Origin of the sequence: Gemmata sp. SH-PL17, assembly GCF_001610855.1 — a bacterium.
In the GTDB taxonomy this organism is placed as follows: domain Bacteria; phylum Planctomycetota; class Planctomycetia; order Gemmatales; family Gemmataceae; genus Gemmata; species Gemmata massiliana.
Genome location: NZ_CP011271.1, coordinates 8545101 through 8559769, shown reverse-complemented (window position 1 = coordinate 8559769; position 14669 = coordinate 8545101). Strand labels below are relative to the sequence as shown.

At 63.8% G+C, this 14669-nt stretch carries 10 protein-coding genes; 4 read left to right on the top strand and 6 right to left on the bottom strand.

Features of this window, described 5'->3' with window-relative positions; translation table 11 throughout:
• Positions 1-15: 15 nt before the first annotated feature.
• Together VT84_RS35590 and VT84_RS35585 are read right to left on the bottom strand one after the other, a co-directional pair.
• The gene (locus tag VT84_RS35590) at positions 16-801 is read right to left on the bottom strand and encodes a DUF5131 family protein (RefSeq protein WP_082842860.1); all 786 of its coding nucleotides are present in this window, start codon (positions 799-801) and stop codon (positions 16-18) included.
• A 118-nt stretch (positions 802-919) separates the two neighbouring features.
• A complete protein-coding gene (locus VT84_RS35585) occupies positions 920-2236 on the bottom strand; it encodes an acyltransferase family protein (protein WP_082842859.1) in 1317 nt (438 codons plus the stop codon).
• Positions 2237-2403: 167 nt separating this feature from the next.
• Here VT84_RS35585 and VT84_RS35580 point away from each other — a divergent pair, with 167 nt between their 5' ends.
• The 4 genes from VT84_RS35580 to VT84_RS35565 all read left to right on the top strand — a co-directional run bounded on the left by VT84_RS35580 (position 2404) and on the right by VT84_RS35565 (position 9123).
• On the top strand, positions 2404-4023 hold the full coding sequence (locus tag VT84_RS35580) for a TIGR02996 domain-containing protein (protein ID WP_082842858.1): 1620 nt from the start codon (positions 2404-2406) through the stop codon (positions 4021-4023).
• Between the two features lie 22 nt (positions 4024-4045).
• Positions 4046-5698: a TIGR02996 domain-containing protein gene (locus tag VT84_RS35575; protein WP_082842857.1), complete on the top strand. Its 1653-nt coding sequence runs from the start codon at positions 4046-4048 to the stop codon at positions 5696-5698.
• A gap of 241 nt (positions 5699-5939) precedes the next feature.
• Complete coding sequence (locus VT84_RS35570; RefSeq protein WP_082842856.1) at positions 5940-7586, top strand: TIGR02996 domain-containing protein; 1647 nt, start codon at positions 5940-5942, stop codon at positions 7584-7586.
• A gap of 19 nt (positions 7587-7605) precedes the next feature.
• On the top strand, positions 7606-9123 hold the full coding sequence (locus VT84_RS35565; RefSeq protein ID WP_082842855.1) for a cyanophycinase: 1518 nt from the start codon (positions 7606-7608) through the stop codon (positions 9121-9123).
• Between the two features lie 203 nt (positions 9124-9326).
• Here VT84_RS35565 and VT84_RS35560 read toward each other — a convergent pair whose 3' ends face one another.
• From VT84_RS35560 to VT84_RS35545, 4 genes are all read right to left on the bottom strand, one after another.
• Entirely contained in the window at positions 9327-10553 is a 1227-nt protein-coding gene (locus VT84_RS35560) for a peptidyl-prolyl cis-trans isomerase (RefSeq protein ID WP_082842854.1), read from the bottom strand.
• Positions 10554-10765: 212 nt separating this feature from the next.
• The gene (locus tag VT84_RS35555; RefSeq protein WP_082842853.1) at positions 10766-12043 is read right to left on the bottom strand and encodes an IS4 family transposase; all 1278 of its coding nucleotides are present in this window, start codon (positions 12041-12043) and stop codon (positions 10766-10768) included.
• A gap of 87 nt (positions 12044-12130) precedes the next feature.
• Positions 12131-14119, bottom strand: a complete 1989-nt coding sequence (locus tag VT84_RS35550) for an alpha/beta hydrolase family protein (RefSeq protein ID WP_082842852.1) — start codon at positions 14117-14119, stop codon at positions 12131-12133.
• Between the two features lie 92 nt (positions 14120-14211).
• Positions 14212-14589, bottom strand: a complete 378-nt coding sequence (locus VT84_RS35545) for a hypothetical protein (protein ID WP_052550151.1) — start codon at positions 14587-14589, stop codon at positions 14212-14214.
• Positions 14590-14669 lie beyond the last annotated feature (80 nt).

Below are 14669 nucleotides of genomic sequence, written 5' to 3'. Positions count from 1 at the left end.
GGGCGCTCCGGATGGTCACGCTTCGTACTCGTTCAGCATTTGCAGTCTCACGCGGCGAGCAGGTATCTCTACGTCGTGCTCAGCCGGTTGGTCGTCGTGCGTTCGGTCATCGAGTGTGCGCCCCGTTTCGCTCTTGCGCACTCCGCCCCATTGTTTGAAGAAAAACGACACGCGACTTTCGTTACACTGATCTCGAAGCGACCGAACCCATTCAGCCGCCATTGGTCGGGCACCATGACCACTTTCCCCACCGACGATTACCCAGTGAATGTCAGTTAGGTCGATTTGGCCCAAATTTTCCAACAATGGCTCAACCGAAAGGAACCGTGTGGCTACCGGCGCGGTTCTGAGGTGATCAATTCGCGGTAGCCCGTGGCGACGGTTCTCAACGCTGACTCCCCACCATACGTGTGGCAAACCTGCCGCGAACCGGAGTTCCGATTTCAGCAACTCAGCCATTCGCTCGGACCGTTTCGTCAGCACCTGATACGTGTGCCAGTTGGCGGCCTCCATAACCCGCGCAACACGAACAATGTAGCCCGTGGGAACTTCGGGATGAAATAGATCACTCATCGAATTAACGAACACTCGTCGATGTGCGGGCCACCGAAATGGTTCCGATAATTTTTCGGGGACCAAACGGAGGTCGAAACCTTGCTCGTAGGGGTGGCCCTTCACCCCCCGAAATCGCTCGGCAAAAGTGGCGGCGTAGCAGTGCTTACAACCTGGGCTGATTTTTGTGCATCCACGAACGGGGTTCCATGTGGCATCAGTCCATTCGATAGTGCTGCGGTCGCTCATGGAATTATCCGGCATCAATATGGTAATTTGTACACTATATTGGCGCCGGCTTTCCACCGCAAGAAGAAATGCAACGAAATTTGCGGTTGGCTAGATTGTGCAAACCATTCGAGCATGTTTACGCGCTGTTCGCGCTACTCGATAGCACGTAGTACCGGTTCGCGCGAGCGGGTTCGGGGCGGCGGACCGTTTCTCGGCACGCGGGCGCTTCCGGTACGCGCACGCGGGTTGCGATGACGATCGGTTCCACATGCACTTCCACCTTGCGCTCCGGGCGCTTCCCGTTCAGCAGCAGACCGATCCACGTGTACCGCACACACAGTTCGTAGGTCGTGAGTAGCACCGCGAACGTGAGTGCGTTCACGAGCAGGAACTCTGCGACCATCGGGAATGTGATCGAAGCGAACACTACTTGAAACACCGCCTGCACCGGGAAGCCGGCGAGGTAGCACCAGTACGATGCGTCCGCGAGGTACTTCCACCGCGGACCGGTGCCCGCGAAGTGCTGCTGGAACAAGCCGATTAGTCCGCCGATCATCAGCCACGTGTACAGCCCGCCCAGGAAGATCGCGACCGCCTTCCACACGACCAACCACGCGGGCGGCACGCCGCGCACCACTTCTTCCACCCAGTTCCCGGAGATGGTGAGCTTCAACATCACGGGGAGCACAACGAGATTCGCGACCGCGAGGTGCAACCGCCACCGGCGCCCCACTCCTGCGAGCGCGTCGCGGTGCCGATACAGTAGCGCGCCGACGAAGAAGAACCCGAGGTAGTACGCGAGCACCGCCAGTTCGGGCGCCCAGCCCTTCGGCGTGTCGATCCACCACGTGGACATGTCCCACATCAGCGGCACCGTGAGCGTCGCGGCGACGGGAACTTTTACCCGCGAGCGCAAAATGCGTCTTACGAGCGCGTCGAAGGCTTGCGTCAAATGAACTGGGAACCGTTCTTTCAGTGCGAACAGCGCCAGGAGCGGCACGCAACACATCAGGAGGTAGTAGAGGAACCACAAGTGAAAGTTCGGTCCGATCCACCCGCCCACATCCGCTGAGTCCCAAACTGCACCGCGCAGCGTGGCGTGGTGCGCGAAAACGAAGTGCAGCGACGGGCACACGATCAGGATCGCGAGCGCTAGCGGGAGTGCGACGCGCAAAATGCGATTGCGGGCCAGTTCGCGCGCCCCGCGGCGCGCGGCCAAGGCGCTCGCCGCGAACCCGGCGAGCACGAAAAACAGTTGCATGCGGAAGTCGTGGACCGCGAAGTAACACGCATCAGCAGCGAGGTGGTGCGTGTGATCGCGCACCGGGAACCCGACCAGCCCACTGGCCGTATAGGGGAGCACGCCGTGCGTGACCAACCCCAGGAACATGGCGACCACGCGGAGGTTGTCGAGGGCGGCGTTGCGCGTCGAAGAAGAGACATGTGCGGCCATTTTCCGTGCCGTTTCCGGGCGAAGTCCTTTCTGCCGGAGGTGAGCGATGGGGGCGGGCAACGCGGAATGGTACGCACCGAACCTGTTCGGTGCAACCCCGTTTCAGACGGTGATTAAAATGACCGAAGCTGCGCGCGACGGGGCGCTTCGGTTATCATTCTGCCACCATGAACGACGAAGCCGCTCTGCTCGCCGCGATCACCGCGCACGCGGACGAGGACACCCCGCGCCTCGCCTACGCGGACTGGCTCGACGAAAATGAAGCGCCCGTTCAGGCGGAGTTCATCCGGCTCCAGTGCCGACTCGCATCGTGTTCGGCCGCGGACCCGGGCTACCCCGACCTCACCGAGCGCCACGCGGAAATGGTCGCTCAGTTCGGGCCGCTTGCGAAGCTGACCGCGCCCGCGCTGCCGCCCGGTTACCACGCCGAGCACGACATCACCGGTTTCCGGCGCGGGTTCCTCTCCGCCGCGAGCGGTTCCTGGAGGGCGGACCGGCGCACCCCGACAGACGAGGACGTCGAACAGTTCGCGGCGGGACTTTCGCAACTCATCGCGACCACCACCGTTCGCGAGTTGCACCTCACCGACTTGACGCCGGATCAGGTCTTTCGCGTCCTCACGGCCCCCGGCGCGGAATCACTGACGAGTGTACTCGTCGCACAAAGATTCGCTCTCGGCTCCACCGGTGACACCGAGAGCGAACTGATTCGAGCGGTCGCGCTGTCAAAAGTGGTCCCGAATCTGGAATACCTGAGATTGTTCTTCGGCTCCACCCCTCCACCAACTGCCGGTATCACGCAGTTGGCTCGGGCGAAGTTCGATCGGCTTACACAGCTCACCTTGTGGATTCAAACCGGGCCGACGTGCGATCTCGCGCCACTCACCAGCGCGGCATGGTTCCGCAACTTGCGCCGCGTGTATTTCGGCGACTCCGCGGTGCGAGGAAGTGCGCTTGTGCCCGCGCTCGCGAAGCTCCCGCACCTGGAATCACTCGACCTCATTCAACAATCCGCACCGGCACGTAAGGCACTCGGAATGGCCCGCGGGTTCCCCGCGCTCGCGCGATTGGAGCTTCAGGGGCGTGTTCCGTTCAACGACGCCGTCCGAATGGCAACCGGGCGCTTCCCGGCTCTGGCTGAACTCACGATTCGCGGCGAGGGCGACGCGAACACGGCAGTGCAGCGCTTTTGTTCCGCGAAGTGGTGGTCCCAAATTCGAGTATTAGAACTCGCAGGCGGGTGGATCACTGATGCAACTATCAAAGCGTTCGCACGCAGCGAAATTGCGGCCGGGCTTCGAGTTCTTCGGCTCCACCAGCGCTCGTTCGGCGCAGCAGGGCTTGCTCTACTCGCTAGCGGCACGCGGTTCCCGAATCTCACGACTCTCAACCTCGATCTCTCGCACGCGACCCAGTGCCGACCCGCGGTTGCGGTGACGTTTGCCCGGCGCCTGAGCTTGCCACGGTTGCGGCACCTGAGTCTCTACGGTTACCCGCTCGGCGACGCCGGCGCGAAGGAACTGGCCGCGAATTCGTACCTTGCGTCCGTTACGCGCCTCGCACTTCGCGGTTGCGAAATCGGTGAGCGCGGACTGACCGCACTGGTTCGGTCCCCGCACCTTCAACAGTTGGTCGAACTCGACGTCGGGAACAATAACCTGAAGAGGGCCGGCGCGCTGCTCGACCCGGTTCGACTCCCGCGCCTGTTCGCGCTCGGGCTGCGCGGTAACCCGCTCACCCCGTCGGCGCGCGACAAGCTCCACCGCGCACGCGGGTGGCTCGCGTAAACTCAGCGCAGAAGAGCCGACTATGAACGACGAAGCAGGCTTGCTCGCCGCGATCACCGCGCACGCGGACGAGGACACCCCGCGCCTCGCCTACGCGGACTGGCTTGATGAGAACCAGCCGGACGGGAAACCGTCCCCCGTATCCGGGCCGTCGGCGCGGGCCGAGTACATCCGCGTGCAGTGCCGGCTCGCCCAGCGCGCCTACGACGATCCGGAGTACCCCGCGCTCCGCGAGCGCGAGGAGGAACTTGCGCACTGGCTCGATGTACACGGGGGCACCGGGCCTGCGGACTCGTTTGAGATTCCCGGCGACCTGGAGTGGTACGACCGCTTCACCCACGGCGACGACGGGGTGTACCGGCGCGGGTTCCCGGAGGAACTCGCGTTCACCGATTACGACGAGGAGCCGGAAGAGAACATCGAGCGCATCGTGTCCGCACTCCCGGTGGCTTTCGCCACGTCTACGGTACGCGCACTCCGGCTCGAAGAGGTGTACGGTGCAGAAGTGGCGGGCATTGTGAGCGATCCGGTTGCGGCCGGGCTGCGCGGGCTTTCCCTGGACTACATTGACGACGGCGACGAAACGACCGCGGTTCGGGCGATCGCCAAAACGGAGCACCTGACCGGTCTTCAGCGGCTACGCCTCGAATTCTCGATCACCGATACCGATCTGAAGCGCCTGGCGAAAGCGTCACTGGATTCGCTCGAAGAGCTGATACTCGATGAGTTCACGCCCGTTGGAGGTAAGGCGCTCGGCGCGGCCCGCTGGTTCCGATCGCTCCGAGTGCTTCAGGTCGGAATGGAGAACCGGGACGCGCTCCGGGCCATCGGTGAACTGCCCGTGATGCCGAACCTCGTCGCGTTCGCGTTCCCCGGTGATACGGCTCCGACCATGACCGCGGTTCGGAAGTTTGTCGCGTCCAGTTCGTTCCCGCGCCTCAATTACTTGGAGTTCGTGCACGCGCCGCTGTCCCCCGAACAGGTCGTTGTTCTGAGCCGGGGAACGTGGCCGCTGCGTCACCTCAAGTTGCACAACGTGGACGTGCGCAAGGCCGGCGCGGAAGCGCTGGCGAACGCGAACTTCGCCGAATCGCTCCGCGTGCTGGACCTTTCCGACTGCGAGATTACGGCCGGGGGAATCCAAGCCTTGGCCGGGTCCGCGAAGTTCGCGGGGCTCTTGCACCTCGACCTGTCCGATAACCCGATCGGCCCCGGTGGGTTGCTCGCGCTCGCTCGCAGCCCCCACTTGCGCGGGCTGCGCAAACTGAGCCTTCACGGATGTAACAGCACGAAGGCTCCCATCGACTCCGCCGCTCTGCTAAACTTTCTCACTGCGCTAGAGATGCCGGAACTGCGCCACCTGAGCCTGACCGACTTACCGGTCGGCGTTCGCGGCGCGAAGGCGATCGCGGCCGGGGGAACGTTCGCGAACCTGACCCGGCTCGATCTGGCGAACTGCGGCTTGCGCGAGAAGGGGGCGCGGGCGATCGTCGAGTCCCCGGCGCTCGGTAACCTCACGGTACTCGACCTGAGTGGCAACAACGCGGGCCGCGGGATCATCAAGCTCGCGAACCCCAAAACGTTCCCGCGCCTCGGGCACTGTGATCTCAACCGCAACCGGCCGCCCAAGGGCTGGCTCGCCCGGCTCCGCAAGCGCCGCGGGGTGAGCGTGTAGGCCTCGTTGCTTCCGTTTCGAGTCGCGTGTCGGATCGCAAGGGAAAACAGGTATTACGAGCCGCGACCGCGAGGGAGCGGGAAACACCCGCGGTTTTCAGTAAGCGCCCCAATACAGGATGCCTTCGTACTCGCTCCCTTGCGGTCGCGGCTCGTAAAAGCCGCGGTGACACTTCCGAAGCCGGTTAGCCTTTTGTGTCGAGCGGCGCGTGTTTTGTACTACCGAGAGCCGAATATCACCTATGACGGATGCCGATGCCCTGTACCGCACGATCGTTCGCCACCCGGGGGACGACACCGCGCGCCTCGTGTTCGCCGACTGGTTGCAAGAGAACGGGCGCGCGGAAGAGGGCGAGTTCGTGCGGACGCAGTGCCGGCTCGCGGCCACGGAACCGGACGACCCAGAGTACCCCGCCCTCGTGGACCGCGACGAGGAACTGCGGTTGTGGCTCAGTGCCCACGTGCCCGGTCCGCGCCCCACGTTTCCCGGCGGGCTGTCGGTGGACGGTGGGAAACTGTGGTGGTGGCAGTCGCACCGCGGGTTCCCGCGGTTCCTGGAGTTCGACGGCTACGAGCGGTACGGCGGGAAGGCCATGCGCGGGCTGGCCTCGGCGCTAGGGCGGGCATTCGAGGCGCTCCCGACACGCTGGCTCGTTGTGCGGTTCATTTCACTCGCGCAACTGGCCGCGCTCCTCAAGCAACCCGTGTTGAGCGGCCTCACGCAATTCACACTCGTGTCCGGGTACGGAGGTGACGAGGCGAATGAAGTAGCCCGGCTGGTCGCGAATTGTCGCCACTTGCGGAACCTGCGCGGACTGGCCCTCGCGGTCGAGTTCGGGGACGCGGGCGCGGAAGCACTGACGGGCGCGCATTGGGGCAACCTGGAATGGTTCTCGCCCGCGTGCCACCAAATGACCCCGGCCGGGTTGCGATCACTTGCGAGTGCAGACTGGTTTCGCCAACTGCGCGAACTCACCCTCGACGACGGGTTACCTGGCTCGACGTTCGAGGCGCTTGTGCGTGCGCCAGCGTTCCCGCGCCTTCACACGCTCGATGTCTCGCGCAACGGCAGTCTCACTGCGGCCGGGTGGGAACTGTTCGCGCGCACGCGGACGTTCCCGGCCCTCACGCGCTTGCGGTGTGGCGAGGGCGACATGAGTGGCGACCGGTTCTCGTTCCTCACGGGCGCGTCCGGCTTCGAGCTGAGCGCCCTGGACGTGCGCACGTGCGGCCTCGGACCGGGAAGTGGTGCGGCACTCGTGTCGGCACCGTGGGCCGGATCGTTGCGATCCTTGAATCTGTCTCTCAATGCGCTCGAACCGGCTGATGTGAAGACGATCGCCGCGTGCAGGCAGTTCGCCAACCTGCAACACCTTGATCTCTCGGGTAACACCCTGGGGCCGACGTGTCTTTCGGCGATTGCCAGCAACCCCGCGCTCCGCGGGTTGCGTTCGTTGCGCTTGGATGGGAAATCTTTCCATAATCGCGGGCTGACGCCCACCCACTTCGATCAGTTCCTCACGAAACTCAACGCGCCCGACTTGCGGCACCTCGATTTGTCCGGGCGCCCGGTCGGAGCGACCGCCGTGAAGAAACTCACGGGGCCGAAGTTTTCCGCGCTGCGCCGGCTCTCGTTGCGCGACTGCAAACTCACCGACACAGCCGTTGCGAAACTCATCGCGGCCCCCGGGCTGTGCAATCTGATTCAACTGGAACTCAACGACAACGCATTGAAAACCGGACCGAAGCAACTGGGCGACCCGGACGTGCTGCCGAACCTCGCCTCGTGCTCGTTGACCGGTAACCCGATCTCCGCTCCCGTAGCCCGCAAGCTCCGATCGCGCCCCGCTGTGTCCGGCCTGCCGAAGACCGCCAAGCGCCGCGCTTGAGTCCCCAGGAGAGCACTTCATGTTGTTTCATTCGCTCCGTGTCGGCGCGCTTATCGCGCTGCTCGTCGTTAGCGCGACGGGCCTGCGTGCCGCGGACCCGCTCCCGACGCCACTAGACCCACGCGGCCTACCGGGGCCGCTCGTTATCGCGGGGACCAAGGTGCCGTCCGACGCGCGCAAGGCGCTCATCGATCTCGCTGGGAAGGACAAGGCGAAGGTCATTGTGCTCCTCTGCCCGGCCAAAGACGCAATCGACCCGAAGGTGGCCCTCGCGCAGTGGAGCGACGCGAAAGCCAAGTCAGTGGAGGTACTCGGAACGAAGGACCGGAAAGAAGCGAACGACCCGACGTTCGTGAAAGCTCTCACCGAGGCGACCGCGGTCTGGATCGAAGGAGCGGGCACGGCACATTTCGCGAGCACTTATCGCGACACGCTTGTCGAGAAGGAACTGAAAAAGCTCCACGCTCGCGGGGGAGTCATTGGTGCGGGGGCCAGCGGTTCGGTGCTCGAAGAACTCGGCTTGCTGCCGGGCTTCACCAGTCGTGAGGCTCGTTCCCTCAAGGCGGGGTGCATTGGTTTGGATTGCGGAGACGATTCGGCGGTTGTGATCCGCGGGCGCGTGGCGCGCGTGATCGGGGACGCGGCGATTACTGTTTACATTGCGAAAGGGGCGGGTAAACCGGCCGCGGACGAGGAGTACAAGCCCGGGTCGTTACTTGATCTGGTTCAGCTCCAGCGGGCCGCGTTCAACCGCGCCGCGAAAGAGCCGTTCCCACCCGCGAACCCGGCGCCGCCGGTGGTGGCGAAAGGTTCGCTCGTGATCGTTGGTGGCGGCGGGGCTGCCGCAGAGATTTGGAAGCGGTTCATCGAACTCGCGGGCGGACCGGATTCCACAATCGTGGTCGTGACGTCCGCGATGGAAGACCCGCTCGCGCCGGAATCGGCCGAGGAGAAGGCCCTCAAGCGGTACGGCGCGAAGAACGTGGTGGCCCTCCACACACGTAACCGCAAGGAAGCCAACGACCCGAAGTTTTCTGACGTGCTGCTGAAGGCAAAGGGCGTGTGGTTCAGTGGCGGGCGGCAATGGCGGTTCGTCGATTCTTACGAGGGCACGCTCACGGAGAAACGGTTCCGCGAGGTACTCGCCCGCGGCGGAGCGATCGGTGGGAGTTCGGCTGGTGCGAGCATCCAGAGTGAGTTCATGCCGCGTGGCCACCCGCTCGGCAACACCGTGATGGCGGCTGAAGGGTACGAACGCGGGTTCGGCTACCTGCCCGGGTGCGCGGTCGATCAGCACTTCTTCGCCCGCAAGCGAACCGCCGACATGACGGAACTGATGAAGGAGTACCCGCAGTATTTGGGCATCGGTCTCGATGAGGGGACCGCGATCGTCGTTACCGGGAGTACCGCAGAAGTGATCGGCAGAACCAAGGTGGCGTTCTACGACACAAAGAAGAAGCCCGAAGGCGACAAGGATTACGAAGAGGTGTTCGCGGGTGAGAAATACGATCTGAAGGAACGAAAGAAGATTAAGTAAACGTCATGTCGTGTTGAAGGTCTGTACTTCTGTTCGTGGCACAGGCCTCTGGCCTGTGGAATCGTTCCCACAGGCCAGAGGCCTGTGCCACCAAACACAAAACAGAGGGCACCGCGCTCGGGTAGCATAAACGCCTCAAAAGGTGTAACCGTGGTTCGGAGAGCACCTGCTTCCCGAACCACGGTTCTAGCTTTTACGCTTACTTACGGCTTCATCGGCACCGGCGCTGCGGGGGCCGGCGCGCCCGGTGTCGGCACCGCGGGAGCAGCCCCACCGGGAGCCGGGGGTACATCCGCTCGGGGCAGCAATCCGGACCCGGCGGCCGGCACAACCGGCGTGGGAACGTTCGGAACCCCACCGGCCTGGTTGACGATGTTCTCGACGCCCTCACGGAACTCGGCCGGGGTCGGGGCGCCCTTCAGGTAGATGACCGGCTTGGCTTGGGCCTTCAGTTCGGTGAAGCACTTCGGGATTTCCAGTTCGATGCGCTTCGCGAACTGTTCCTTACGGAGCACTTCCTTCATCTTGTCATCGAGCTTCGCCGTCTCGTCGGGCGGGATGACTTTCATGAGCTTGACGCACATGATGCCGGACGGCGTATCGAACAGTTGGCTGATCTCGCCGATCTTGAGGCTAAATAGCGCCTTCTCGATACTCGTGTCGGTGGCTTCGGAGTACCGGCCGATGGGGGCGACCATCCCAGCAGCGGCGGCCAGGGTCGGTTCGGCTTGCTTCGTTGCGATGCTGTCGAACTCCGCGTCGCCCTTACGGGCTTCGGCCCATTGCTTTTGAGCCGCACGCAGGTCTTCCTTGCTCCAGCAGATCACCTTCGCCTGCCGGCGCTCGCCGAAGCGGTTCTCGAACGCCCGGCTCAGGTCTTCGTCCGCGATCTTCACGCGGTCCTGGCACATCTTGGTCAAGAGCAGGCGCGGCTTGATGACGTCCTCGACCCACTCGAATAGCGTCTTGCCGTAGCGCGGCAGGATGTGCTTGACGAAGTCGGCCCGGGTGATACCCAGCCCGCGCATTTCTTCGTTCAGCGCGGCCTGTACTTCGATCGACGTGACGGTCAGCCCACGGCGCGCGGCCTCGGTCTCGATGATCTTCTTGTTCACGAGCAGTTCGAGCTTCTCGTGCCCACCGCGTGCGATGAGGAACTCGCCCAACTCTTCACGGGTGACCGGCACGTCGCCGTAGATTTGTGCCGCGAGCTGGCGGCCCGACTCGGGCTGCGCGGTACCCTTCGACAACGGCAGCAGCCCGGGCGTTCCCGGCAGCCCCCCGGTGGCGTTCGGCCGAACCGCGCCCGTCGGCTGCTGGGCCGTGGCCCGGTCGCTGGTGATTCCGAACACGTATCCCGCGGCGGCAACGCCAGCGAATGCCAGCCCCCGGACCAATTGGCGCCGCCGATCGCTCGCTAGGAGCTTCATTCCGGTCCCCTCCGCATGTTTGCGTGATTGCGACGCGGCTTATAACACCGCGCGCCGGGACCGCAAGGGAACTTGAGCGAAAATGCAGAATTGTTCTGCCCCTGGGACCGCGGGCATCTTGCCCGCTCTTTTGGGCTTGCTTTGGTACGTGAGTACGAAGTGAAGCCGTGGTTTGTGGGTGGTGCGGGCGGGACGCCCAATGGCACTTAATATTACGTTAGTGCGATCGTCGCATTTGGTTTGCGTTTGGGGTAGCGTGATCGTTTGGGGATGATGGTGCGCGGGTGACTGCGCGGACCCGCTCGGCGCGGCAACTTTCGTTGCGCGGCCCAACCCAACAGGCGCTCGAATTGCTCTTCCCAGTCCTCGTCCGAAGTGCTCTCGGCCACGGCGCTCAACAGCGCCTGGACCAAGCTCCACACGCCCGCGAAACCCAGCCGACGGGGCTCCACACCCGCGCGCCCCGCGGCCAAGCGACGAACCTGGTTCACGAGGTTGTACGCGAGCACCCCCAATACCAACTCCTTCTCCACCATCGACGCGCCCTTGCTCGTGAGCCGGTCCATCGCCAGTGTCTGCTTCACGTTGCGGATGTCCGTCTCCACGTCCAACCGGCGCCGGTACAGCGCGCCCAGCGCGTGCCCCGGATCCGAGCACGTGGCGAACAGCCACAGGGTCAATTCCGGGCTTACCCGCACCTCGTGCAACCAGCCCGTCACCCGTGCATCCGCCCCCAGCCCGTGACTCTTGCGCTCCCACGGGGTCGGATCCCAGGTTAGCGCCCAGCGCCCCGGTTCTTCCAACCGGGCGCTCTTGCGCATCGCGCGGAACCGGGCCTCGGTGAGCCGCACCAGCACCCCGCGCCCGCTCGACTGGGCCGCGTGTGCCACCGCGAACACCCCGAAGTTGCGGTCGGCCAGAACCAGCGCACCGGAGGGCAGGCGCGGGATCATGCGCCGGGCCAGGGCCAGTTCGCTGAGTGCCTCGGGACCGTACATGGGTCCGAACTCGGGGCGCAGGGCCAACCCGGTGTTCAGTTCGTGGGCCACGAGCAGGTGGAGAATGGGCCAGTGGGATGCCCCGTGTTGGTTCGAGGCGGGCGGGAACGCGGCACACAGCTCGGGCGTGTGGGTCAGTTGAAGTGTGGTCCCGTCGAGAATGAAGACGCGGCGCGCGGGCGCGGGTTCCAGCAGCGCCGCGGTCACGTGGTCGGCCACGGTGCGCGCGAGTGCGACGTCCAGTCGCGTTCGGGCCTGGCTGTAGGCCCCGGTGTTGGCCGACGCGCGCGCCCCGGGTGCCGGGAATTGGGTGAGGAACTCGGCGACCGCGTCGGCGAGCGAGGCGTTGGCGCGGAGGCGCTGGAACACGAACAACCAGACCACGATGTACGGTGTGTACACGGTGGTCGAGGACAGGGGCCGGAAGCTGTCGAGGAGCTCCGGGGATAGCAACCGACGGAACAAGTCCCGTGCGCTCGCCGTTGTGAACATCACGGTACCCCCGCAAACACGACCATTACGAGATACTAATCAGTACCATATTAAGTGCCATTGGGCGGGACGCCCGCGGTCCCAGGGTCACTCCTGTTTGAATTTGTCCTTCGCCCCGGCCGCCGCGAAGATCGCCGCGGTGCGGTCGAACGCCTTGTCCTTCGCGTTCTTGCCGATCAGTGTGAGCTTCACCTCGGGCGCGAGCAGCCCGAGTGCCTCCGGGATGTCAAGCACCCGCATCACGTTCAGGAAGTGCGGCCCGTCGCGGTGCGAAACGGGCGGGTCAACGATCACCACCTCGTCAATAATGAGGCACTCTTTCTCCTTGCTCAGATGGTTGAAAAGCGCTGCGAACCCCGCCAGGATGCCGGCCGGTCCCTTACCCACCGCGCGCAGTTTTCCGTCCAGTCTCATGGCGGCAGTCGCCAGCACATCCCACACGCGCCCGGAATCGACCGTTTGCCCTAGCAGCACGAGCGAGCGCTCCACAGTGTTCGGAGGGTTCTTCTTCGCCCACTGCTTCGGTCCGCCACCGCGCGGGTGGATCGTGACTTGGGAATCGTCCGGGTACCGCTTGGTCCAGAACTCAGTTTCCTTCCGGTGACCTTCGTCCGGATTCAACACCACGAGCGTAATCTGTTTGTCGCCGCCCTTGCTTTTGATGTAAACGGGGAACGAGATGTTTGCCTCTGTGCGGTACTCGTCCTCACCTTTTCCACTGTGCCCTTCAAGCATCTTGGTCGGGGGCGGCAGGTGGCGGAACGTCTTCTCTTTCAGTTGTTTCAACAAATCGATTTTCCACGTCCCGAAGTTCTTCTCCGTGGGTAACGTCACCTTCGCAACGGGCGCGAACGTTTCGTCCGCGGTCGCGTTGATCGCGTCCTTGGGGATGTCTTTGTCGTCCGCGAACGCACGAAGCTCTTTTCCTTCGATCTTCGGGAAGTCGGCGTCCTTAATGGGCGCCTTATCTCCCTTCAGGTGCTTGTGGAAGAACGCGAAGATCGCGATGCGCAAATCGGGCCGATAGTCGTGCCCGCCCTTCGAGACGTGTTCGTCCACGTTCTCCTTCGCGCCGAACATCGCGTAGCACGTCCGCAACCGCTCGATGATCCGCTTGTTGCCCGACATCGGGAAGATCTTGTCGTCGTCGCTGTTCGCGAACAGCAGTGGCTTCGGGGCGAACAATGCGAGTGCGGTGGTCCACTCCCACTGATAAATGTTGTGGAAGAACATGCAGTCGCAGTGCCCGTTGATGACCTGATCCGTGACGTAGCACTCCAGGTCGCTCACACCGGATACGGGCACCGCGACCTTCACGCGGTCGTCGGCCGCGGCGACCCAGTTGGTCGTCGCCCCTCCGCCACTGATCCCGGTCACGCCGATCTTGTCCGCGTCGACATAAGGCAGCGAACACAAGTAATCGATGCCGCGAATGCCGTTCCAGCACTCGACGCCGGCGGGGGTATAGCCCCGGGAGTGCCACCAGAAGCGGTTCAGGTTGTACGTGCCGTGGTGCTTGCCCGCGATCTCGCCGAGTTGGAGCGTGTCGACGATCAGGCACACGTAGCCGTTCGACGCGAACCACATCCCGTGGTCCTGGAACGCGGTCTTGTTGCCGTCGCGCCCGCGGCCGCTGTGCCCGCACACGTAGAGGATTGCGGGGAGCTTCGTGCCACCCCCGTCCTTGCGATCGGGGTTCACGGACTTCGGGCGGTACAGGTTTGCGGTGACGTACAGCCCCGGTTTGCTCTGGTAGTGTAACTTCTCGATGACCACGTCGCCGCGTTCGAGTGAACCGGTGACGGTTGCTTTGAGCGGTGTTTTCTCGGGTAGCGGGTCGAGCCCCAGCATGTCGAGGAACTCGCGCTTCAGTCGCGGGCGGATCTTTTCCCATTCCGCTTTGGACTTGGCCCCGTCCATGAACTTCGCGGAGATGCGTTTCGTCTCGGCCGCGAGGTACTTGTGAATCATCTCGTCCGCCCCGAGCGGCTGATCCGCGCTCCGAGCAAGGGAGAGAGGGAGGCTTCCGCCCAAGGCGCTGAGGGCGGACACGCGGAAGAGGTCGCGGCGGTTCATGGTGGAAGGTGGGTCAGAGTGCGAATATGTAAGTCGGACCTACCCCCCGGCCCCCTCCCTAAAGGGAAGGGGAGGAAGCACAGGTTCTTCCGCTATTTGGCTTTCACGCGCTTCAGGATCATGACCTTGTCTTCGGCTTCGTCGTTAATGACGAACGACGTCTTGTTGAGCAGGCAAATGCGCCCCTTGTCGTTCTTCTTGCCGTCGGAGCCGGTGAGCGTGATGACGTCCTTCTCCACCGTGTACCCGCCGTCGTTTCGGACCACCTCTTTACCGTCCGCCTTCACGATTCGATTCATCTTGCCGTCTTTCGTGAACTCCAGCCTGGTGCCGATGGGAACGTCCTTCGCGTCGCTGTACGCGATCTCCCAGACACCGACGACGAGTTCCTTGTGGTCGTCGCCGGCGCGCCCGATACTTGTCGAGCCGAGGGCGCCGATCACCGCCAGTGCGATTGCGATAACGTGCATGGTGCCCGCCCTCGTGAAATGAACCAAGCTCGCTCACGTTCCCACCCGCGGAGCGGAGTGTCAATAGCCTATCTGCGGTG